The following is a 23421-nucleotide window of genomic DNA, read 5'->3' on the forward strand; positions in this document are numbered from 1 at the left end:
CACTGAACACGAATAAATCGTCAGGATGACGCAACTTCAGGGATCACCCTGGGGCCAAGGAGTGACATGATGCCCACCCTATTTCGTTGTCCGTCCGCCATCGGACAGGCAACAACTCTGCGCATACGAATGAAGAGGCTTTCCATCGCCGTCTGTGTCGTCTCAGCCGGTCTGGCGAGTTCGCTACCGGCCAGTGCTCAGACGACACGTGATCTCGCCGAAGTTTTGAGCGATGTGCTCAGGCATGATCCTCGCATCGATGCCGCCCAGGCCAATGTCCGGGCCGCAGGGACAGATATCGAGATTGCCGAGGATGGCTACTGGCCACGTCTGGAAAGCAGCGTCGGCACCGAGGACAATTTCACGGAAGGCGGGTATCGCATCACGCTGAGCCAGATGCTCTATGACTGGGGTCAGGTGGAAGCCGAGGTCGAACAACGCAGGGCCGAGCGGGATGTCGAGCGTGACACCCTGGATCAGACCCGCATGGAAATCGCCCAGGAGGCGATCACCGCCTATATCGATCTCGGGGCCAACCGCGCCATGATGCGCCGCGTACGTGATTACATCGAGAAGCTCGAAAGCCTCGAGACGCTGGCCAATGATCGCACCTTCTCGGGCTATGGTGACCGGGTCGAGCTGGACCGAGCCGCCGTCGACCTTGCCAGTGCGCGTGAATGGCTGGCACGCCTTCAGGGCGATGCTGATACCGCCCGACAGGAACTCGAGATTCTCAGTGGACGCCCCTTCCAGGGCGTGACCTTGAGCGCCCCGAAGCCACTGCCGATCGTGGCGGACCTGGCCCGCGACCCTGCCACTACCGATGCCGCCATCACCAACGCGCCGGCCTATCGCAGTCATGTCAGCCAGCAGAATGCCGCGCGCCACGCCTTGAGCCTGAGCCAGGCCGAGCGCTGGCCGGAATTGCGACTGGAGGCGACAAGCTCACGTTATGAGTCGAACGACGACATGGTCAGCGACTCCAGTATCGGCCTGCGTATCGAGGCCCCGGTCTTCCAAGGCCTGACGCCGTTGCGCCAGCCTGAAGCGGACCGCGCACGCCTGACCGCCGCCCAGTTCGAGACCGCCTCCACGGCCCGTGAGCTGCGCCGCCAGATCCAGCGACTGTCTGCCAGTCAGCCAGCGGTCGAGGCACGCATCAAGGCGCTGGATCAGCAGGCACGCAGCGGGGAGCGCCTGCGCAGCAGCTATCGGGACCAGTTCATCACCGGCTCACGCAATATCGAGGATCTGCTGACCATCGAAAGCGAGATCTTCGCGGCGCGTCGTCAGATGATCGAGCTCAACACCCAGCTGCTCACCGATCAATATGACCTCGCGACCCAGCTGGGTGCCCTGCCGCTGGTCTCTTCGCCCTATCGGGCCGAAGCCGCTGTCACCCCGCCAGAGACGGCGCACATCTCGCTGCCCCACTCTCATCCCCATGCCAGCCAGGGAGTCAGCCCATGAGCGCCCCACAGACCACCGCCCCCTCGGCCACGGCGACATCGCAACCCGACCCTTTGCTGGAGAGCGTTCGACAGTTGCTGCGCCTGCAGGGCCACGGCATCGACCTCGAACGCCTGCGCCATGGCATGCCACTGACCAAGGGGCAGCTCGCGCCACAGGATCTGGAGCAGGCCCTGTCACGCCAGGGCATTGCCGCACGTCTGAGTCAGGCTCCCCTCGACGAGATTCCTGCCAGCCTGATGCCCTGCGTCGTGCTGCTGGAAGACGGCAGCAGCCGCGTCCTGCTGGCCCATGAGACGTCGCATCAGTGGCCTGAAACGTCGAGCATCGAATCGAGCGGCGAGTCGAGCACCAAGTCGAGTGCCGACACGAGCGACACCCCGGCAGACGGTGATACGGAAGCAGCCCCCAGCGGTCCCGCCTATCAGTTGCTCGACCCGCTGTCCGGGGGAGAGTACTGGCAGCCACAGGCCGAGCTGAACGCCGCATACGCCGGCATCGCGCTGTTCGCACATGGCGAGATCTCGCTGGATCGCGCAGAAGGTTACAGCCAGACCCGGCAGGGTCATTGGCTGACATCACGACTCAAGTCCCATTGGCGAGTCTTCGCCGAAGTCGCACTGTCCTCGTCGCTTGCTGCACTGCTGGCCGTGGCCACGGCCCTGTTCGCGATGCAGGTCTATGACCGAGTGGTGCCGACCGGTGCCGTCGATACGCTGTGGGCGCTGGGTATCGGCGTGATTCTCGCCATCGCGCTGGAAGCGCTGTTGCGCGCACTGCGGGCGCAATTGATCGAGAACTCAGGCAAGAAAATCGATCTCGAGCTCAACGATCACATCTTCCGCCACGCCGTGCAGATGCGCCTGGCCTCGAAGCCGCGCTCCACCGGCGCGATGACCAGCCAGATTCGAGACTTCGATGCCATCCGCGAATTCTTCACCGCCTCGACCCTCGGGGCCTGTGGTGATCTGCCCTTCGCCCTGCTGTTCCTGGGCCTGATCGCCCTGCTGGGCGGCCCGGTGGTCTGGGTACCGGTGGCCGCCATCGTGTTGATGCTGATTCCCGTGCTGCTGGCGCAACCCTGGCTGTCACGCCTGTCCCGTGAGGGCATGCGCGAATCCGCGGTCAAGAATGGCGTATTGCTCGAGACCCTCGACAACCTCGAGAACCTCAAGGCCTGTCGCGCCGAAGGCCATGCCAGTCGCCAATGGCAGCGCCTGACCTCCGAGCAGACCCACCGTGGCGTCACCTTCCGCCATGCCGTCGCCTGGCTGACCAGCTGGGGCACCGGCATGCAGCAGCTGGCCTACGTCGGCGTCATCATTGCCGGTGTCTATCTGATCATGGCCGGCGAGTTGAGCGTCGGCGCCCTGATCGCCTGCTCGATCCTGTCGTCGCGCGCCATCGGCCCGACCCTGCAGATCAGCGCGCTGCTGAGTCGCTGGCAGCACGTCAAGGTGGCCAAGGAAGGCATGGACGCGCTGATGGAGACCGATATCGAGCGACCCGGTGATCGCCGCTTCGCGCGACTCGCCCAGGCTCGCGGTCACTATCATGCCGAGAATCTGCATTGGCGCTATGACGAGGAAGCGCCGGAGGCTCTGGCACTGGATCGCCTGAGCATCGCGCCCGGTGAACACATCGCGCTGCTGGGGGGCAATGGCGCCGGCAAGAGCACCCTGCTGCGACTGCTGGCCGGCTATTTCACGCCTACCAGCGGTGAACTGACCCTCGATCACCTCGCCCTGAGTCAGATCGACCCTGCCGACCGCCAGCGCGCCATCGGCTACCTGCCACAGGACATCAGTCTGTTCAGCGGCACCCTGCGCGACAATCTGTGCATCGACGGACGGGATGTCAGCGACATGCGCCTGCTGGAGGTCCTCGAGATGACCGGTCTGGGCGACTTCGTGCGTCGTCATCCGCTGGGGCTGGACATGATGCTGCATGATCGCCACAGCCTGTCCGGCGGCCAACGTCAGAGCCTCGGTCTTGCCCGCCTGGTCCTGCAGGACCCGGTCGTGGTGCTGCTGGATGAACCCACGGCCTCGCTGGATCAGGCCACCGAGCAGCACGTCATCAAGACACTTGGCCCGTGGCTTGCCGGCCGCACCCTGGTACTCGCCACCCACCGCAAGTCGCTGCTCAGCTGGGTCGAGCGCGCGCTGGTACTGCGCCATGGCAAGCGCGTCATGGATGGCCCGCTGGATCAGATCATGGCCAGACAATCCGCCGGCAAGACACCGGCCACCTCCTCATCCCGCCAGCGCCAGGAGGCCTCATGAGCCAGCGTTTTGACCCCGAACTCATCAAACGTGAGCTGGGCGCCCCGGACCAGAGACTGGAAAGCCACTGGTCACGCCCGCTGCTGTGGGCCAGCCTGCTGGTGATAGCGCTCTTCGTGGCGTGGTCCAGCTGGGCCGAAGTCAATGAAGTGGCCCGCGGTGAAGCCAAGGTAGTCCCCTCCTCGCGCCAGCAGACCATCCAGAGCCTGGAGGGCGGCATTCTCGACGAGATCATGGTTCGGGAGGGGGAAATCGTCGAGGCCGGTCAGCTGCTGGCCGCCATCGATGAAACCCGCTTCCGCTCGGCCTACATGGAATCGCTGAGCCAGGCCCAGGCGCTGAGGGCGACCATCGGACGTCTGGAAGCCGAGGTACTGGACAAGGCCAGCATCGAGTTTCCGGAGGAGGTGCGTGACAACGAGGCGCTGACGGCCACCGAGCGTGAGCTGTTCACGGCGCGGCGCAAGAAGCGTGACAGCGCCTTGAATGCGGTCAGCAAGGAGATCACTGCGGCCCAGCGTCAGCTCGCGGTGATCCGCCCGCTGGTCAAGCGACGTGCCGTGGGCGAGATGGAGATGCTCAAGCTGGATCGCGAGATCGCCGAACTCAAGGGCCGTCAGGCCGAGATCCGCAATACCTATCTGCAGGATGCCTACGCCGAGCTTGCCGACAAGAAGTCCGAACTGGCGACACTGGAAGAGACTACCGTGCAGCGGCGTGATCAGCTGGATCGCACCCGGCTGCTCTCGCCGGTGCGTGGCGTGGTCAACAACATCGCCATCACCACGCGTGGCGGCGTCATCCCGCCCGGCGAGGAGATCATGCAGATCACCCCGCTGGAGGACACCCTGGTGTTCGAGACGCGCATCCGCCCGCAGGATGTCGCCTTCATCGCCCCGGGCATGCCGGCCACGATTCGCATCAGCGCCTACGACTATGCGGTCTACGGCACGCTGGAGGGCAAGGTGGAGCGCATCAGCTCTGACACCCTGGAAGAGGAAACGCCGCGGGGTGAGGAAAGCTACTATCGCGTGCTGGTCAGCAGCGAGACCGCGGCGCTTGAGCACAATGGCGAGACGCTGCCGATCAAGCCGGGCATGGTCGCCACGGTGGACATCGAGACCGGCGAGCGCAGCGTGCTCTCGTATCTCCTGAGGCCCTTCACGCGTCTGGAGCTGCGCTGAGCGCAAGCCTGATCATCAGATAACGGACGTCTGGCGCAATGCCAGCATGTCCGGCCACAACCGCGCGAAGCTGTCCTCAAGCATCGCGCGGTTATCCGCCAGCCACGGCGTCATGTCCGCCAGCGGATTGGCGCCTGCTTCCATATCCCCCACCTTGTGCCTACGCCTTCCGCTTCGCGTATCACTTTGCCTTCGTGAATCACTTTGCCTTCGTGAATCACTTTGCCTTCGTGAATCACTTTGCTGGCGAGGATCACTTGTCTGGCGTAACCGGCGTCTGGCCGTCATGCGCTCGCCGATGCTGGCAATGGTCGAGAGCGTGAACTCCAGCTCCTGATAGCGCCTGAGCGCATCGCGCACCTGAATCCACTCGATGAGGCTCGTCAGGCGTGACGGCACCTCCTCACGCGCCAACAGGCGATAGAGGCGCTCGATATCGTCATCGTGCATCTCACCAGCCAGCAGGTGATCCCACATCATGTCAAAGGCGATGCCGGCCACACGACGTGACGCGGGCGGTACCTGAGTCAACAGCCAGCGAGTTTCGGGATGGGCATCGATCACCGCATCACAGCGGCGATGGAAACGGATGCCGGCTTCTATCTCAGGCGACCAGCCACTCAGGTCACTGCCGCGCACGCCGTCGGCAATCAGGTTGCCAAACAGGAAGTTATCGCTGCCCGCCAGACTCAGGTGCGCATGACCAAGAAAGTTCAAGTTGCTAGACTCCTGATATCATTACCCATTATTCAATATCCCCGTCCTCTTCTGACTATCGAGACCTCTGATGCCATCTGCGTCCATGCCTGCCAAGGCGCCCATCGTGCGCGATATCGTCCTGATCGGCGGGGGACATAGCCATGTTGGCGTGTTGATGCGTTTCGCCATGCAGCCTGAGCCTGGCGTACGCCTCACCGTCATCTGTCGCGACACCGACACGCCCTACTCCGGCATGCTACCCGGTTACGTGGCGGGGCATTACACCTTTGATGATGTGCATATCGACCTGCGTCGGCTGTGTCAGTTCGCCGGCGCACGCTTCTATCGGGATCAGGTGATCGATATCGACCGCGGCCAGCGCCGCGTGATCTGCGCCGAGCGCCCGGCGGTGGACTATGACCTGCTGTCGATCAATATCGGCTCCACGCCTCGCCTGTCCCACATCGACGGTATCGGTGATCCCGAAGCGGCTGATGCCCCCGTGGTGGCGGTCAAACCGATCAGCACCTTCCAGCAACGCTGGCTGAGACTGCTTGAGCGCGCCAAAAGCGCCGAGCGGCCTCTCGACATCGTGCTGGTCGGCGGCGGTGCCGGCGGGGTCGAGCTGCTGCTGGCCATCCAGCAGCGCCTCGCCGCCGAGTTGCCCGCTGCGCTCGCGCCGAACCTGACGCTGATCACCCGCGGACAGCGCCTGTTGCCGACGCATTCTCCTGAGGTCAGCGCTGCACTCGCCACCACCTTGCATGAACGCGGTATCCAGGTGCATTTCGGTGAGGAGATCACCGCTGTTGAATCGTCCACGACGTCATCCCAGCGCCAGCTGATCAGTGCCAGCGGCAGTCGCCATCCGGCCGACGAGGCCATCTGGGTGACACGCGCCGGAGGGGCACGTTGGCTTGAGAAGACAGGACTGAGCCTGGATGAGGATGGCTTTCTCAAGGTGCGCGATACCCTGCAGACGCTCGAGGATGATGCCATCTTCGCCGCGGGCGATATCGCGCATCAGGTCAATCATCCGCGTGAAAAGGCCGGCGTCTTCGCCGTACGCCAGTCACGGCCGCTGGCTGACAACCTGCGACGCGCCGTGCGCGGAGAGTCACTACATCCCTATATTCCGCAGTCCCGCTGGCTGGCCCTGATCAGCACCGGGGATCGTGATGCCATTGCTTCACGCGGCAATCTGGGGCTGGTGTCGCCGTGGCTGCGTCCGTGGCTGTGGCGCTGGAAGGACCATATCGACCGCCAGTTCATGGCACGCTTCAATGAACTGCCCAGGATGCAGGACGTCGCGGATACCGGCGGCCTTGCCGGGTTGCAACAGCGCATCAGCGCTGCCTGGCAGGCGCTCAAGGGCGGCGATGGCAGGCTCCACCCGCGCCTGACCGCCGAGCTGGATGAGCAGGAAGCGCATCAGGCCCTGTCCGCGCTGGCGATGCGCTGCGGCGGCTGTGGCGCCAAGGTCGGTGCCAGCGTGCTGTCGCGAGCGTTGCAGAGCCTTGCCCCGCGCGAGAACGCGGACGTGCTGGTCGGGCTGCATGCCCCGGATGATGCCGCCATCGTGCGAGTGCCCGAGGGTCAGGCACTGGTACACAGCGTCGACTTCTTCCGCGCCTTCATCGATGACCCTTACCTGTTCGGGCGCATCGCTGCCAATCACGCCCTGGGGGATCTCTACGCCATGGGCGCTACGCCCCACACCGCCACCGCCGTCGCCACGGTGCCGCAGGGGATCGAGCGCAAGGTCGAACCGCTGGTGCGCGAGCTGATGCAAGGCGCCACCGAGGTGCTCAACGAGGCAGGCTGTACGCTGGTCGGCGGACATACCGGCGAGGGTCAGGAGCTGGCGCTGGGCTTCGCCCTCAATGGCCTGGTGGTGGAGAATCTGGCCGGCGTCACCTGCAAAGGCGGCATGCAGCCAGGCGAGGTACTGATCCTCACCAAGGCCATCGGCACCGGCACCCTGCTGGCAGCGCACGCACGCCTGGAAGCGCGAGGCCGCTGGATCGACGCCGCACTGGACAGCATGCAGCAATCCAGTCAGCAGGCGGCAAATATCCTGCGCGCCCATCAGGCGAGCGCCTCCACCGATGTCACCGGCTTCGGCCTGCTCGGCCATCTGGTGGAGATGACCCGCGCCAGCGGCGTGGATGCCGAACTCGAGATCGACGCCCTGCCGATACTGGACGGCGCCGAGGACTGCGTCGCCCGCGGGGTGGTCAGCTCACTGCAACCGGCCAACCTGCGTCTCAAGCGGGCCCTGAAGGATCAGGCCGGCGTCATTGATCACCCGCGCTATCCGCTGCTGTTCGATCCACAGACCGCCGGCGGCCTGCTGGCCAGTGTGCCTCTCGATCAGGCCGAGTCCTGTGCTGCCGCGCTCAAGGCCGCCGGCTATCACGCCAGCGCCGTCATCGGGCGCATCCTGCCACAGGGTGATGCGCTGGCGCCGATCAGCATCAAGCGCTGAACGCGGCGAGACAACTCACCGACGACGTCAGCCGCCCCCTTGCCGCCGGTCGTTTAACCCCACGACAAGACGCCCGCCAGATCTCTCTGGCGGGCGTCTTGATCTCTGCAGCACGCAAGTCCGAGGGCTAGCTCACTTCGGCCATCTCACCTTCGACTGGCTCAGTTTGGCCATCTCGGTTCGGCCGGCTCAGGCTTCGGCTTCGCGCTTGAGCGCCTCGAAGGACTCAACGAAGGCATCCATCGTCTCGGCACAGTAATCCCGCAGCCCGCTGACGACCAGCTTCTTGGAGCCACTGCCGATGCACTGCTCGCCATCATGGATGCCGAATTCGAGCAGGGTATCGCCACGCTTGCCGTTGACCTCAAGCGAGGAGCGCACGAAGTCGAGATGCAGATCGGCGATATCGAGCCGTTCGAAACAGAAGCCCATGCTGTCATAGATCACCAGCGGGCGTGCCGGATTGAACATCACCCCCTTCTCCAGCATCAGCGGCTGCAGGAAGTGCGGGAAGTTGCGCCCGGAGAAGGCGATATACTGGCGAGTGAAATTGGCGACCACTTCCTCGTCATGCGTGGTATCACCGCTGCGCTCGACCGTCAGATAGACCTTGCCGGCTTCATCGCGCACCAGCAGGGACATGCCATTCTCGTCGGGTTCTTCCAGCGCTTCGAAGATCAAGGGCACATCATTGCCGACCATGCCGCAGAAACGGATGGTCATGCACTGTGAAAGGCCGAATTTCGCCAGCAACAGGGAGAACAGCAGGTCGCCGGGCACACAGAAGCGTCGCGCATCCGGGTCATGAATGGGGTTGTAATCCCCCGCCATCTGCTTGGCGAAGCGACTGGCCTGCTCGGCGGTGATCCGCACGCGGCCATCTTCGACCCGGTGAAACTGATCAAGAAACATGGACTGCCTTCCTGCCCTGCTTGAATGATGATCGATGGCCCGTCCTGAACCATCGCGGAAATGCCTCCGAGGGGAGGAATCAAGGGTGACACGCTTTCACGCCTGTCCAGCAGACGTGCCATGAGGCTGCCATGACACGTAGATCACGGGATTTTACCACTTGCTGACAGGCAGATGGTGACTCGTGACAGGCTTTGCAAGAGTTTGCAGCCCGACAGATGGCCATATACTGTATATAACCCCATGCTTTCGGGCAAACCGCTGCACTGCCCGCCACTTCGACAGGTCGCCATGCAAGCCGCTCCCCTCGACAATCCGCGCTACTACCTGGCCAACTTCGATACCCTGCTCGATTGGGTCTGCCAGTGCCACGCCGATCTGCTGACAGAGACAGAGCGTGCCACGGTGGATGCCATCACGCGTCTGCCGGACGCCTCGCGGGCCCTGCTGGTCCGCCTGCTGATGCGCAAGGGCGATCATTTCGAGGTCACGCAGCTGCATTATGCCGAAATCGGTGACATCGAGGCCGCAAGCCAGCCTCTGATCACACCGATCGCCGACAGTGCCACGCCTGATGGGCTGTGCCGCCTGAACGCTGACCTGAGCCTGGAGGAAATGCTGTCACTTGTGACACTGCCGCGCTTGAAGGACGCCTTCCCCGAGCTGCCAAGAAGCACGCCCAAACGCCGGATGCCGGATGCCCTCAGCGAGCTGCTGGTAGATACCACGCCACGGTCACTGCCCGAGTGGCTGAATGACCCCACCGCCAACACGCTGAGTGTTGGGCTTGGTGAGCTGTCGCGACGCCTGAGCCTGATGTTCTTCGGCAACCTGCGCCAGACTCTGTCGGACTTCGTGCTCAGTGAACTGGGCCTGCTGCGCTGCGAGGCGGTCGCGCTTTCCCCAGACTCGCGCGCCTTCACCCAGCGCTGGGAGGTGGATCGTTATCTGGCCCTGGAGCAGCTGCGTGAGGACTGGCAGGCGGCCAGGGAGCGTCTGAATCGTGAGACGGCGCATGCTGAACTGGAGCCGCATTGGCAGCGCATCATCTCGGCCCTGGACGAGCCGACATCGTCAGAAGCCGACGCGACAGAGGCGAATCGCGCCAATGCCTGGCTGGCACAGCGACGTGACCGGCTGCGTTTCTCGCTGGCGCGCGATGCCGAGCGTCAGGGCTGGCATCACGCAGCCGCACTGCAGTACGCCTGCCTCGAGAACTCCGCCTACGCGCCGCGTGCCATGCCGCGCCGAGTGAGAGCGCTGGAGCTTTCCGGCGATATCAGCGCAGCCCACGCACTTGCCTGCGAGCGTCTGGCGCGTGCTGACATCACGCTGGACGAACAGCTGGCACTTGAGCGCGCCCTGCCTCGCCTGTGCCGTGGCCTTGGCTTGCCCGCGCCCAGACGCGCCAAGGCGCCGGCCACGCCGCAGATCACCCTTACGGTGCCGGACCTTGCCACCTCGGCCGCCGCCGGCATCCATGGGGTCGAGCGCGCGGCCGCCCATGCACTGGCCACGCCCGAGGCACCGGTCTTCTATGTCGAGAATGGTCTGCTCCCCGCGCTCTTCACCCTGTTGTGCTGGGACGTGCTGTTCGCGCCCCTGCCGGGAGCCTTCTTCCACGCCTTTCATACCGGTCCGGCGGACCTCTACCGCCCTGACTTCGTCAACCGTCGCCAGGCCGCTTTCGAGGACTGCTTCGCGCGCCTGTCCGATGGCCGCTACCGAGAGACGATTCGTGAGCGTCATCAGCAGAAACAGGGTATTCAAGCGCCCTTCGTGCATTGGCCGCTGTTGAGCGAGGAGCTGCTGTCCCACGCACTGGACTGCATCCCCCCGGCACATCTGGAGGCCTGCTTCCGACACCTGCTGGCCAATCCCCGCGAGCATCGCGCTGGCCTGCCGGACCTGATCCAGTTCTTCCCCGAGAACAGCCGCGAACGTTACCGGATGATCGAGGTCAAGGCACCCACCGACCGCCTGCAGGACAACCAGCGCCAGTGGCTGGCCCTGTTCGCCCGCCATGCGATTCCGGCGCTGGAGTGCCGTGTCGAATGGCAGACCGTAAACGCCTCTGATGCATCCTCCGAGGACGAGGCCACGGCACGCAAGGCACCGACTGCGCGATGATCACCGCCGACACCTCAAGCAACGCGCCCGAGCGTTACAGAATCGCGGTACGCGAGCTGTGCGCCTTCGCCGCACGCGAGGGCGATCTGGATCTGCGCTTCACGCCCTCGCCCACCGCTCAACAGGGCATTCGCGGCCATCAGCGCATCGTGCGTCGGCGCGGCAAGGACTACGAAAGCGAGATATCGCTCTCCGGCTGCATCGGCAATCTCGAGATTCGCGGCCGCGCCGATGGCTATGATCCCAGGCGCAACTGTCTCGAGGAGATCAAGACCCACCGTGGTGACCTGTCCCGTCAGCCCGCGAATCACCGCGCCCTGCACTGGGCCCAGGCGCGTGTCTACGGTGCCCTGATGTGCCGCAGTCGCGATCTCGAGGGCATCACGTTGGCGCTGGTGTATCTGGATATCGCCACGGACGCACCTGCCAGCGCTGCCAAGGATGAATCGGAATCCGGCGGCGCCTCCATCGGGGCTTCACAGGATGAACAACGCCTGGAAGCCTGGTGGAGCCGCGAGGCGCTGGAAGCGGAGCTTGCACGTCTGGCCGCACGCTTCAGCGAGTTCGCCGCCAATGAACTGGCGCATCGCCGCGCCCGTGACAGCGCCCTTGGCGCGCTTGCCTTCCCCTGGCCTGCCTGGCGCCCCGGTCAACGCCAGCTGGCCGAGCATGCCTACAAGGCGGTGATGACCGGACGCGAGCTGCTGGCCGAGGCGCCGACCGGCACCGGCAAGACGCTGGCGACGCTGTATCCTGCGCTGCGTGCAATGCCCAGAAACGGCACGGACAGACTCTTCTACCTCACCGCCCGTACCCCGGGCCGGGCCTTGGCGCTGGACGCGCTGACCACCCTGGTGCCAGAGGTGGTCGAGAACGCGGAATCACCGGACACGCCTGCCGCAGCGCTGCGCATTCTGGAACTCGGCGCGCGCAGCAAGACCTGTGAGCACCCGACCCTCGCCTGTCATGGTGAGTCCTGCCCGCTGGCGCGCGGCTTCCATGATCGCCTGCCTGCGGCACGCTCTGCCGCGCTTGCCGACCACCAGCCACTGACGCTGGCGACGACACGCCGACACGCCCTGGCCCATGAGATCTGCCCCTATTTCCTCGCCCAGGAGCTCTCGCGCTGGGCGGATGTGGTCATCGGGGATCACAACCACTACTTCGACAGTCATGCGCTGCTGTTCGCTCTGACCCAGGCCAATGACTGGCGCTCCGTGGTGCTCGTCGATGAAAGCCACAACCTCATCGAACGCGCCCGCGGCATGTACAGCACCGAACTCGATGCCCGACAGTTCCACTTCCTGCTCAAGCAGTTGAGTCGCACGGGCCATCCGGCCCCGCTGCGCTCGGCCTCCCGCGCGCTGGCCCGGCAGTGGCGAGCGCTGGAGCAGCTCGGGCCGGAAAACGGCAGCTCAGGGAATCCAAGCAGCGGGAACGGCAGCGCCGATGACGGTAGTCAACAGGCACGCCTTGCGCTGGAGACGTTGCCCGGCGACTTCCTCAAGGCGCTGACGCAATGGACGGGCGCGATGGGCGACTGGTTGGCGGAACCTGACAAGGCCGCAACCCCTCCTGCGGCCAGACAACAGGCAGCGCGAGCAACGGCCACACAAGCCCCCGAACAGCTGGGCCTGATCGCGAGCGATGCCGTTCCCCTGGCCTCAAGCACCACCCCATCAGACTCCAGTCCGAGATCCACCGCGGCCAGCCGTCGCGTGGAGCCTGACGGCGAGATGATGGAGGCCTATTTCGCGGCGCTGACGCTCACGCGACTCGCGGAAGGCTTTGGCGATCACTCGCTGTTCGAGGTCGAACTCGCCGCCATGAATCCGGCGCGTCAGGCAACGCTCACCAGCGATTCAAGCTCACGCTCCGGCGCAGCATCGGCTGCAGGAGCAGAAGCAGGAGCAGCAGCCCGGCCTCGCAAGCCCCGAGGGCGAAGCGTGCGCCAGATACAGCCGCGACTGCGCTGCGTCAGCCCGGCGCCGTGGCTGGCCCCCCGCCTGCGCGCCAGCCACGCCACCCTATTGTTCTCGGCCACGCTCAATCCACCGGCCTATCATCACCGCCTGCTGGGACTGGCGGACAATGCAGTCTGGTTGAGTGTCGAGTCGCCGTTCAGGGCGACGCAGGTGCAGGTCAGTCGCCATCGGCTCTCGACCCGCCTGCGGGATCGCGAGGCCTCCTGCCGGCCCATCGCCGAGCTGATGGCACGCCAATACCAACAGCGCCCGGGCAACTATCTGGCATTCTTCTCGAGCTTCGCCTATCTCGAACAGGTCGCCAGCACCCTGCAACAGCTGACGCCGGAGATTCCCCAATGGCGCCAGACCCGTGCCATGACGGAAGCGGAGCGCACCACCTTCATTCAGCGCTTCACCCCCGACGGCCAGGGCATCGGTTTCGCGGTGCTGGGCGGTGCCTTCGGCGAAGGGATCGATCTCCCGGGGTCGCGTCTGATCGGGGCCTTCATCGCCACCCTGGGGCTTGCCGGCTTCAGCCCGGAGAATGAAGCGCTCAAGCAACGTCTGGCGCTGTGGCTGGAAAGCGATGCAAGGCGGCGTGTCGAACGACATTCGACAGACGGCGAAAAGGAGGAGCGTGGCGATGAGGCAGGTCCGCTGCCCCCTGTCATCCAGCCCTTGAGGGCTGACGACTGCACCTATCTGTACCCCGGGCTCACCAGAGTGGTGCAAGCCGCAGGCCGCGTGATTCGCAGCGAGCAGGATCAGGGCGTGATCCACCTGATCGATGACCGCTTCCTGCGCCCGGAAGTCGCACGACTGCTGCCGCGCTGGTGGACGCCGACAGACTGACGCGAGCAGGATGACGCCAGGCGTGCCTTTGCCCCGAGATGGCACAAAGCCTGCACGTCAATGGGCAATAGAACAGTGCCTCATCCCCTTTTCGCTCCCCGGTCGCAAGGAAGCCGAACGATGCCAGACAACGACACCGCCCTGTGGGGCAACGACTATCCGCGTGATCTGATCGGTTATGGTGCCAATCCCCCCCATGCCAACTGGCCGGGTGGTGCCAGGATCGCGGTGCAGTTCGTGCTCAACTATGAGGAAGGCGGCGAGAACTGCCTGCTGCACGGTGACAGCGAGAGCGAGAAGTTTCTCTCCGAGATCATCGGTGCCGAGGCCTACCCCGCGCGGCACATGAGCATGGAGTCGATCTACGAATATGGCTCGCGCAGTGGCGTGTGGCGGATTCTTGATGAATTCAAGCGCCGGGAGTTGCCGCTGACGGTCTTCGGTGTCGGCATGGCGCTGGCGCGGCATCCGGACCTGGTCGCGCGTTTCCTGGAGGATGGCCACGAGATCGCCAGTCACGGCTGGCGCTGGATTCATTACCAGCACATGGATGAAGCCCATGAGCGCGCCCATCTGGAACGCGCGGTGGAAAGCTATCGCGAACTGGTCGGTCACGCACCACAGGGTTGGTACACCGGACGCGACAGCCCCAACACCCGCCGACTGGTGGTGGAGCACGGCGGCTTCACCTACGACAGCGATTACTACGGCGATGACCTGCCGCTATGGATGGAGGTGACCACCGCCAATGGCGAGCAGGTGCCGCATCTCGTCGTCCCCTACACCCTGGACACCAATGACATGCGCTTCGCCAGCGCCCAGGGCTTCAACAATGGCGAAGATTTCTTCCAGTACCTGCGTGACGCCTTCGACGTGCTCTACGCCGAGGGCGACACGGCACCCAAGATGCTCTCCATCGGGTTGCACTGTCGGATCGCCGGACGACCGGGACGCTTCGCGGCGCTGAAACGCTTCCTCGATTACGTCCAGTCCCACGACAGGGTATGGATCACCCGTCGCATCGATATCGCCGAGCACTGGCAGCGCGAGCATCCCTATACCCCCGCCAGCTGACATCGCAAAAAGAACGCCGCAGCCCTTTCGGGCTGCGGCGTTTGTGGTTGAATCCAGCGAAGGTCAGAGATCACACCTTCAAGGCTGCGGCAGTCAGTCTTCCAGCATGCTGGTCAGTTTTCCAACATGCAGGCCAATGCCAGCAGGCTCTCATCACGACCCGGCAGGCCCAGCAATGAGACGCCCCAGGGCGGTGGTGCAGCCTCCTCCGGCAGGCGCGCTGCGTCATCGGTCAGCCACGGCAGACTCAATTGCGGTGCGCCATTCAAGCCGGCCAGTGCGGTGAGTCCCATCAGCCGGTGACGATAGACCTCCATCTCCTCGAGGCTTGCGCCCAGCAGCGGTGAAGCGCCCGGCGTGGTGGGCAGCACGAACACCGCCTCGCTGGTGGCCTCGGCCTGGGCATGGGCAGCCGCACTGCCATCGTCGCAGGCACTCTCGCCGCCCTCATGACTGGCTGCCAGCTGCTGGCGGTACCAGCGGCGGACGGTGTCTGCCTTGGCTTCTGCTGCCTGCTCGTCGGCATCACTCAGGGTCATGCACCATTTGAGGCGCGCCGCGATATCCGGATTCAGCTGCGGCCAGCGAGAGTCGGGGCCCTGCTCCGGCGTACTCAACCATGCCTGGTGCGTACGACGAATCTCGCAGCCCTGCAGAATCCGAAAGGCCTCACTGGCCCTCGCCATGAAGGCCTGGCTCAACATTCGCCGCTCGCAGCGAAAACCGAGTGATTCAAGACGACGCGCCAGCGGCCCCAGCAGTCGCTGATAAGGCCCCGCCGCCAGCCCTTCCGGCACCAGCAGGATGAGTCTTGCCGGCAAACGAGTCGCTGTCGTTGGCGGCATCAACACCTCACTGACCTGCGTCAGCGTCGCGAGATCCTGCGTCATCCAGCCGATGGTATCGAAGCGCGGCGCCAGCGGCTTGAGGCCTGACATCTCAATGCGGCCATGGGTCGGCCGCAGCCCGAAGAGCCCACAGTAGCTGGACGGCACGCGGATGGAGCCACCGGTATCGGTTCCCAGCCCGATCTCCGCCTCACCGCGCGCCACCGCTACTGCAGAGCCTACGCTTGAGCCGCCCGGCAACCTCAGCGGCGCACGCGGGTTCTGCGGCGTGCCACAATGGGCATTGGTGCCATTGAGGCTGTAGGCCAGCTCATCGGTAGTGGTGCGCGCCCGATAATCGGCCCCCGCCTTCTGAAGCGCCAACACGCTGGGCGCCGTCCCCCGCTCGATGGGAGCGCTCGCCAGCAGGTCAGGATTGCCCTGTCCGGTGCGCTCGCCCTTGATCGCGAACAGATCCTTCACCACCAGTCGCTTACCCTCAAGAGACCCCTCTCCCTTCGGCCCGGAGAAACGCGCCGGGGCAACATAGATACGTTTGTCCATCGGGACCGACTCCTTTCGACTCATCAGGGGGTTCGCCCTCGCGGCGTGGCGCGGTGCGGTGTGATCACAGCACCGCGCCAAGAAACTGGCGCAGCTCTTCCGTGGCTGGATTGGCAAACAGCGTCGCGGGGTCGCCTGATTCATGCACACGCCCCTGGTGCATGAAGATCACGCGGTCACCCACATCGCGGGCGAAATTCATCTCGTGGGTCACCAGAATCAACGTCATGCCCTCACGCTTGAGCTGCTCCAACACCTTGAGCACATCGCCGACCAGCTCCGGGTCCAGCGCCGAGGTAATCTCGTCACACAGCAACACCTTGGGATGCATCGCCAGGGCGCGCGCGATCGCCACCCGCTGCTGCTGGCCACCGGAGAGCTGGCTCGGCCAGGCATCGAATTTCTCCCCCAGCCCGACCTTGGCCAGCATCTCGCGGGCCTCGCGCTCCGCGACATCCCGTGCAACGCCCTTGACCAGCATCGGCGCCAGCATCACGTTCTCGCCGACGCGCTTGTGGGGGAACAGATTGAAGCTCTGGAACACCATGCCGACATTCTGCGCCAGAGCGGCGGCGTCCATCTCGCTACCGTCCAGCAGATTGCCGGCGACGTGGATGCTACCGCCGTCATGTTGTTCCAGCTGGTTGATACAGCGCAGCAAGGTGCTCTTGCCGGAGCCGCTGCGACCGATGATCGAGACCACCTCGCCCGGGCGCACTTCAAGATCGATGCCCTTGAGCACCGTCAGATCGCCGAAGGACTTGGTGAGCGCCGACAGGCTGACCAGCGGCACCTTTGCCTTCTCGGAGACGGCAGCACTCTCGGTGACCGAGGAATCGGATGAGACGGTGTCCAGCGGGGAAACTTCAGCGAGCAGTGACATTGAGACGTGCCTCCAGGTGGCGAGCCAGCCGCGAGAGCGGATAGCACATGGCGAAATACAGCAACGCGACCAGCGCAAAGACGGTGAAGGGTTCCAGGGTGGCGTTGTTGAGCATGGTGCCGGCCTTGGTCAGTTCGACGAAGCCGATCACCGAGGCAAGCGCGGTGCCCTTGATGATCTGCACCGAGAAGCCGACGGTCGGTGCGATGGCCATGCGCAGCGCCTGCGGCAGGATGATGTGACGCATGGTCTTCAGATAACCGAGCCCCAGCACTCGCGCCCCTTCCCACTGCCCCTTGGGCACCGCCTCGACACAGCCACGCCAGATGTCGTGCAGGAAGGCACTGCTGAACAGCGTCAGCGCGACCGCCGCCGCCGTCCAGGCCGAGACATCCAGCCCGAAGACCGCCACGCCGAAGAAGGCCAGAAACAGCTGCATCAACAGCGGCGTGCCCTGAAACAGCTCCGTGTAGAGGCGACAGAAGAGCGCCGCCCCCGGCCAGCGGGTCAGGCGCAGAAAGGTCAGCGCCAGCCCCACCAGACTGCCGCCGATGAAGGCGATCAGAGACAGCGCCAGCGTCCAGCGCGCCGCCAGCAGCAGGTTGCGCAGGATGTCCCACAGCGTGAAGTCGATCATGAGTGGGCCTCTCTCAGCACATGGGAAGACAGACGGCGGCGCGGGGCTGGCGTCAGGTGGCGAAAGCCGAACAGACGACGCCCGATGCGGTTGAGCAAGGCGCGCATCGCGATGGCCAGCAGCAGGTACATGCCTGCCGTCACCACGTAGCTTTCAAAGCTCAGGAAGGTACGTGACTGGATGAAGTTGGCCGCGAAGGTCAGGTCCGCCACGCTGATCTGGGAGACCACGGCGGAGCCCAGCATCACGATCACGCACTGGCTGGTCAGCGCCGGATACATGCGTTCCAGCGCCGGCATCAGCACCACATGGCGATAGCGCTGCCAGGGCGTGAGACCCAGCGCACGCCCGGCCTCCCACTGGCCGCGACCGGTGGCATCGACACCGGCACGCAGAATCTCGCTGCTGTAGGCCGCCAGGTTGAGTGTCATCGCGATCACCGCGGCCATCTCGGCGCTGAGTGACAGCCCCAGCGCCGGCAGGCCGAAGAAGATGAAGAACAGCTGGACGATGAAGGGCGTGTTGCGCAGCAGCTCCACCAGCATGCCCAGCAGCCGGCTGAAGACGCTGCTCGGCGCACGATGGCGCTGCCAGACACACATCACCGCACCGAGTATCCCCAGCGTGGTGGTCAGAATGGTCAACCAGACCGTCGTCATCAGCCCGGCCAGCAGGTCGGGCAGATACGGCAGCAGGCGCGAGAAATCCGGGAGATAGTTCATCGATCAAGCCTCACGGGAAAAGGGAGTCAGGCGTGCGACAGCTCGATTCAGGCATCCAGTGACGGCAGCGGCGCCTTGAACCAGGTTTCGGAGAGCGCGTTGAGCGTGCCGTCCTCGATCCCCTGGGCGATCAGCTCGTTCACGCGCGCCTTGAGCGCCGGCGTGTCATGCCGCATGCCCACATAGCAGGGAGAGTTCTTGAGCGGCAGTACACTGACCGGCACGCGGGAGGGATTGCGTTCGGCGATGGCGGCGGTGACCAGGTTGCCGGTGGCGATCATCTCGACCTGCCCCGACAGGAAGGCTGACAAGGTCGTGTTGTTGTCTTCGAAGCGCTTCACGGTGGTCGATTCCGGCACCACCTTGCTGAGCTCCATGTCTTCCACCGAGCCACGTGTCACGCCGATGGTCTTCTCGCTCAGCCCCTGGGCGGAGTCCACCTCACTGCCCTTCTCACCGAACACGCCGAGGAAGAACGGTGCATAGGCATCGGAGAAATCGATCGCCTTCTCACGCTCCGGATTCTTGCCCAGACTCGAGATCACCAGATCGACCTTGCGGGTCTGCAGGTAAGGGATGCGATTGGCCGAAGTGACCGGCACCAGCTCCAGCTTCACGTTCATCTCATCCGCCAGATAACGCGCCATGTCGATATCGTAGCCGCGTGGTTCAAGGTCCGGCCCGACTGAGCCGAACGGCGGGAAATCCTGTGGTACGGCCACCTTCAGCACTCCGCTGTCGGTGATATCGCTCAGCGCATCCGCACGGGCCGTCAGGGCCGTGGCGGCCAGCGTGCCCCAGACGGCCAGCAGAATCCCCTTGCGCAACCAGTTGCCAAGACGTTGCGTGCTGCCTGTGCGTGATGCGTGCTTGAAGGCCTTGCTCTCGTGACGCTTGCTCATCGGTCGACTCCGGTGTCTGTCAATTCCGAGCGCTGAGGAGAACGACTCATCATGCGCTCGGCGCCCTGGGGCGTTTCATTGTTGTTGGTGGTTATCGCAGTGGTGGTTCGCGAGGGCTTGTCTAGCAAGCCCTCTTCAACAAGCCCTGTCTGGTGGGCCCTATCGGACGAGTCCTGTCCGCTGACTCCTCGTCGCATTGGTGGGCAACGTGAAACTCAAATCCTGACCAATGAAACAAGTGATTCCCTTATCCATCTTTGCAACGAGTGTGCCAACGCCACACCAGCAGGGCCCGAACGTGCACGAGGCGCTCGTCTGACAATGGTTCAGGTGATGAAGTGCAGGCGTGAAGACAGGCCAGATGACGGGTCTCAAGAGAGCCTGGGGCGGGCTAGAGGGCGGGCTAGAGGCCGGGCTGGAACACGAGCGGTAAGGCAGTACGAGGGAGAGAAGTTGCGCTGCACGCCCTCGATGACGCTTCTTGGAACGCACAGTGTCCGGGCGTCATCGACATGAAAAGGGACGCTGTTGGTGCAAACAGGCAGTCCGTGCGCCCTGCGGGTGCGCGCAACCCGCAGGGCGTGAAGCATCGTGATGGGATGGGCGGCAGCGCAGGCAACCGCAATGACACTGCTAGCCGTCTCCCAGCTCCTCGAGTGACTCGAAGGTGTCCGTCACCCGGCGAATCTGGCTGCGACCAGCGACGAGGTCGTCATGCAGCAGGCGTGTGGCCAGCAAGTTGATCTGGCTCATGGCGGCGGCATAGCTGTCGAAGGCGCTGACACTGTCCAGCGGGCAGCGCAGCACATGCTCGATACCGGCAGGGATCTCGCTCAGGCTGTCATCGCAAACCAGCAGTACCGTGCAGGGAGCCTGGCCCAGCCACCCCAGCAGGCGTGCCAGCCCCTGCGGGCGCCGGCGCATGGCGAATATCACCACGGCGTCATTGGCGCTCAGCCGCGCGACCTCCTCCCCGAGTGACTGGCCCGGCTGGGGCAGGACCGCCACCTGCCCTCTCAATTGCAGAAGTTGCTGGCGCAGATGCAGTGCCAGCGGATAGGCGTTGCGAAAGCCGATGATCTGCAAGCGTTCGGCATTGGCCAGGGTGCGGCCCAGCGCTTCCATGTCGAGCATGTCCAGCGCCGCCAGTGCCTGACGCAGGTTGCGACACTCCTGCTCATAGTGGCGCTGATGGTGGTCTGGCGTGGGCGTGCTCGAGACGACAGGCACGCCCGCATGACGCAGGCTGCGCGCCTGATCACGTGCCTCCCGGAAGTCCTGATAGCCGAGGCGGCGAAACAGGCGACTGACGGTAGCCTTGGAGACATGTGTCAGCCGTGAGAGCTCGGCGGCATTGTAGAGCGCCAGCTCATCCTGATGCGCGAGCAGAAAACGCGCGATACGCTGCTCGTTGGGGGTCAATCGCTCAAGGTGGTGAGTCAGGCGCTGATGCAGGCTCTGGCCTGCCAGCGACGCTGCCGCAGCGCGAGAAGGCATCTCGGAGTCAGTGGCTGAAGCACTGGAGTCATCACGCGTGGCTTGAGTCATGGCGAAGGGTCTCTCTGGTGTCATGGCACCCCGTGGGCCGCCACTCAGGGTCTGATATGGCAACGGGGGACTGGCGTCGCGCCCGGGGCTCAAGGATGCCCCAGACGTCATTGTGCCTCATCACAGTGCAAGCGTCGGGCCAGCGGCAAGGTGACAGTGCATCAATTGCCCTCTCGGGTGGCGGTTGACCCGGGAATTCGGCCCATCACATGAGCTGCAGGGAGGGCGATGACAGGCACGGCCTCAGCACGTGTTCACCAAGTGGTTGTTTTGGCGTAATTCTCCCTGGAGCGGCATGCAGATCGCTAAACATGAAGTGGGCACCCAGCGGGCACAGGCAATGCGCCACCCGACAGGACACCCACCGAACACCCGGATGGCAAATTTACCGATCAAGCGCTCGCGTGGCGCAAGGAGTTGTCTCATGGCCACCTCTACGATGACCACTCTGCTCGATACCTGTCGGGCCATGACTCACAAGCTTGCCGCACAGACCTTCACTCCTCTGACAGTGGGCGCAGAGAAAGCCGCTGACACCCCCGCTTGCGCCTCTCAACTGCTGAGCGTGATGGCAATGGGCTACGAAGCTCCGCCCCTGCTGATGTCCTCGCAGGTGAGCGACACCCGTGCGGTCGGTGATATCGACGCATCACGCGTCGCCCAGCAACAGGCCGTCTTTGACCCGAACATCAACCACAAGGTGCATGCGGATTGGGAAGCCGAGCATCGTCATCAGACCCTGTTGCGTCACAGCATGGTCCGTCGGGGCATGCTGGCATGAGTGTCTATACCATCGGCATGGAATGCGGCATGCACATCCCGCTGGAAAACTGCGCAGTGAACGCCGAACCCGTGATGCGCGTGACCTTCGACATCAACGCCGGACTACATGCCGGCGAGCGCCTGGCGCTCGAGCGGGGCGCCATCCAGTCACTGGCCGACAGTGACAACGCGCTGCTGGCAAGCCTGGAAACCCAGCTGCCACGTCGCAGCCTCCTGTGGACCTCACGCGGCATCCTGGAAGTCGGCCGTGGCTGGCGCTGGCAGACCTCCCCCGCCAGCCCCAAGGCGCCCTGGCTGGACGCCGTGCACCACAGCTGGCCAAGCCATGCGCCACGCTGGCTGCTCAAGGCGCCGGTGGTCATCGTGTGTGCGGATGCCCTGCCGATTGCCAACCGCACCCGACATCAACGTGATCTTGCCAGACTCTGGCTCACTGCCGATGCCGCACTGATCTATCTGGCGCAGGACGCCCGCGATGGCTGGCAGATGCATCAGCATTGTGAGCCGGAGCAACGCAACGGCGCCCACCTGACGAGCAAGGCCGCGAATGCACTTGAGCTGGCCAGCTGAGCCTCCTGTTCCGGCCCCCCATCCGACATCTCGACGACATTCCGATGACACGCACCAGCAGACACGACAACGCCCGCGCCGGGAACACCGGAGCGGGCGTTGTCGTGTCTGCCATGACCCATCTCGCCGAACCGATGGCTCAGCGCGGACAGAGACCATCACACAGCGTGCTGGCCACGAAGTCCGCCAGCTGTTCCCAGTCCTCATCCGTGCGCGGCGCACCGCCCAGCTGGTCGATCTGGGCGGCGAAGTCCGCGTAGTGCTGCGTGGTGGACCAGATCAGATAGATGACCCACATCGGCTCCGCCTCGCGCAGCTTGCCAGCTGCCATCCACGCCTTCATCACCTCGCAGCGCGCCTGGACCCACTGGCGCAACTCTCCACTGAGATAGTCACGCAGAAACGGCGCGCCGCTGATCACCTCCGCCGCGAACAGGCGCGATGCCTGTGGGGCCTGGCGTGCCAGCTTGAGCTTGACGCGCACCAGCGCCTCCAGCACCTCGCGCGGGTCATCATCGGCCGTGATGTCCTCAAGTGACGCATTCCAGCGCGTCAGCGTCTGCTCCAGCAGATGCACATAGAGCTTTTCCTTGGAACCGAAGTAATACAGCAGATTGGCCTTGGGCAACTCGGCCACGTCCGCGATCTGCTTGAGTGTGCTGCCACGATAGCCGTGACAGGCAAAGACACACTCGGCAGCTTCCATGATTCGACTTTCCGCCTGCTCACGGGGAGAGCTGGTCGGTGTCGGACTGAATTCCGCACTTCGGGAACGACGAACTTCGGCATACAGGGAAGAAGGAGAATCTGCAGGCATCAGCATCACTCATCAAATAGACGTTATCGTTCGAGCATCTTGACCACAGCACCGGAACATGACCTTGGATTTCGGCCTCACGTCACGATGCTGTGGTCAGAATGCTC

The 23421-nt window shown here is 64.3% G+C and carries 18 protein-coding genes; 9 read left to right on the forward strand and 9 right to left on the reverse strand.

Features of this window, described 5'->3' with window-relative positions:
- The first annotated feature begins 129 nt into the window (after window positions 1-129).
- Genes BFX80_RS09785 through BFX80_RS09795 form a run of 3 tightly spaced genes read left to right on the forward strand, consistent with a single transcriptional unit; the run spans window position 130 to window position 4939 of the window.
- A complete protein-coding gene (locus tag BFX80_RS09785) occupies window positions 130-1470 on the forward strand; it encodes a TolC family protein (RefSeq protein WP_167593016.1) in 1341 nt (446 codons plus the stop codon).
- Entirely contained in the window at window positions 1467-3755 is a 2289-nt protein-coding gene (locus BFX80_RS09790; RefSeq protein ID WP_084208735.1) for a type I secretion system permease/ATPase, read from the forward strand. Before BFX80_RS09785 ends, BFX80_RS09790 begins: the two co-directional genes overlap by 4 nt.
- Complete coding sequence (locus tag BFX80_RS09795) at window positions 3752-4939, forward strand: HlyD family efflux transporter periplasmic adaptor subunit (protein WP_084208736.1); 1188 nt, start codon at window positions 3752-3754, stop codon at window positions 4937-4939. Before BFX80_RS09790 ends, BFX80_RS09795 begins: the two co-directional genes overlap by 4 nt.
- A gap of 15 nt (window positions 4940-4954) precedes the next feature.
- Here BFX80_RS09795 and BFX80_RS09800 read toward each other — a convergent pair whose 3' ends face one another.
- Window positions 4955-5656, reverse strand: a complete 702-nt coding sequence (locus tag BFX80_RS09800) for an ACP phosphodiesterase (protein WP_084208737.1) — start codon at window positions 5654-5656, stop codon at window positions 4955-4957.
- 70 nt (window positions 5657-5726) lie between these two features.
- Between BFX80_RS09800 and selD the strand changes: the two genes are divergently transcribed.
- Window positions 5727-8126 (forward strand): selenide, water dikinase SelD, encoded by a 2400-nt coding sequence (gene selD / locus BFX80_RS09805; RefSeq protein ID WP_205632691.1) that lies wholly within the window; start codon window positions 5727-5729, stop codon window positions 8124-8126.
- 189 nt (window positions 8127-8315) lie between these two features.
- Here selD and BFX80_RS09810 read toward each other — a convergent pair whose 3' ends face one another.
- Window positions 8316-9038, reverse strand: coding sequence for a DUF3581 family protein (locus tag BFX80_RS09810; RefSeq protein ID WP_084208738.1), 723 nt, complete (start codon window positions 9036-9038; stop codon window positions 8316-8318).
- A gap of 291 nt (window positions 9039-9329) precedes the next feature.
- Here BFX80_RS09810 and BFX80_RS09815 point away from each other — a divergent pair, with 291 nt between their 5' ends.
- The 3 genes from BFX80_RS09815 to puuE all read left to right on the forward strand — a co-directional run bounded on the left by BFX80_RS09815 (window position 9330) and on the right by puuE (window position 15061).
- On the forward strand, window positions 9330-11168 hold the full coding sequence (locus BFX80_RS09815; protein WP_240499526.1) for a VRR-NUC domain-containing protein: 1839 nt from the start codon (window positions 9330-9332) through the stop codon (window positions 11166-11168).
- On the forward strand, window positions 11165-13987 hold the full coding sequence (locus tag BFX80_RS18025; protein WP_205632692.1) for an ATP-dependent DNA helicase: 2823 nt from the start codon (window positions 11165-11167) through the stop codon (window positions 13985-13987). The genes BFX80_RS09815 and BFX80_RS18025 overlap by 4 nt, the downstream gene beginning before the upstream one ends.
- Before the next feature lie 120 nt (window positions 13988-14107).
- A complete protein-coding gene (gene puuE / locus BFX80_RS09830) occupies window positions 14108-15061 on the forward strand; it encodes an allantoinase PuuE (RefSeq protein ID WP_084208740.1) in 954 nt (317 codons plus the stop codon).
- A 113-nt stretch (window positions 15062-15174) separates the two neighbouring features.
- On the opposite strand, the gene BFX80_RS09835 is transcribed toward puuE, so the two are convergent.
- The 6 genes from BFX80_RS09835 to BFX80_RS09860 form a co-directional block, all read right to left on the reverse strand.
- Complete coding sequence (locus BFX80_RS09835) at window positions 15175-16452, reverse strand: amidase family protein (protein WP_167593017.1); 1278 nt, start codon at window positions 16450-16452, stop codon at window positions 15175-15177.
- Window positions 16453-16516: 64 nt separating this feature from the next.
- Window positions 16517-17245: an amino acid ABC transporter ATP-binding protein gene (locus BFX80_RS09840; protein ID WP_084209726.1), complete on the reverse strand. Its 729-nt coding sequence runs from the start codon at window positions 17243-17245 to the stop codon at window positions 16517-16519.
- Window positions 17246-17318: 73 nt separating this feature from the next.
- Complete coding sequence (locus BFX80_RS09845) at window positions 17319-17972, reverse strand: amino acid ABC transporter permease (protein WP_077376658.1); 654 nt, start codon at window positions 17970-17972, stop codon at window positions 17319-17321.
- A complete protein-coding gene (locus BFX80_RS09850) occupies window positions 17969-18694 on the reverse strand; it encodes an amino acid ABC transporter permease (protein WP_084208742.1) in 726 nt (241 codons plus the stop codon). The genes BFX80_RS09845 and BFX80_RS09850 overlap by 4 nt, the downstream gene beginning before the upstream one ends.
- Window positions 18695-18741: 47 nt before the next feature.
- Window positions 18742-19596 (reverse strand): transporter substrate-binding domain-containing protein, encoded by an 855-nt coding sequence (locus BFX80_RS09855; protein ID WP_077376664.1) that lies wholly within the window; start codon window positions 19594-19596, stop codon window positions 18742-18744.
- A gap of 633 nt (window positions 19597-20229) precedes the next feature.
- Window positions 20230-21144 carry a MurR/RpiR family transcriptional regulator gene (locus BFX80_RS09860; RefSeq protein ID WP_205632693.1) on the reverse strand — a complete coding sequence of 305 codons (915 nt, stop codon included), beginning with the start codon at window positions 21142-21144 and terminating at the stop codon, window positions 20230-20232.
- Window positions 21145-21568: 424 nt separating this feature from the next.
- On the opposite strand from BFX80_RS09860, the gene BFX80_RS09865 reads away from it, so the two are divergent.
- Both BFX80_RS09865 and BFX80_RS09870 read left to right on the forward strand, forming a co-directional pair.
- Window positions 21569-21925 (forward strand): hypothetical protein, encoded by a 357-nt coding sequence (locus tag BFX80_RS09865; protein ID WP_084208743.1) that lies wholly within the window; start codon window positions 21569-21571, stop codon window positions 21923-21925.
- Complete coding sequence (locus BFX80_RS09870; protein WP_084208744.1) at window positions 21922-22497, forward strand: hypothetical protein; 576 nt, start codon at window positions 21922-21924, stop codon at window positions 22495-22497. Before BFX80_RS09865 ends, BFX80_RS09870 begins: the two co-directional genes overlap by 4 nt.
- 139 nt (window positions 22498-22636) lie before the next feature.
- Here the strand turns inward: BFX80_RS09870 and BFX80_RS09875 are convergent, their stop codons facing one another.
- Window positions 22637-23314: a TetR family transcriptional regulator C-terminal domain-containing protein gene (locus BFX80_RS09875; protein ID WP_084209727.1), complete on the reverse strand. Its 678-nt coding sequence runs from the start codon at window positions 23312-23314 to the stop codon at window positions 22637-22639.
- Window positions 23315-23421: the final 107 nt, after the last annotated feature.

Origin of the sequence: Cobetia marina, from assembly GCF_001720485.1 — a bacterium.
GTDB lineage: Bacteria > Pseudomonadota > Gammaproteobacteria > Pseudomonadales > Halomonadaceae > Cobetia > Cobetia marina.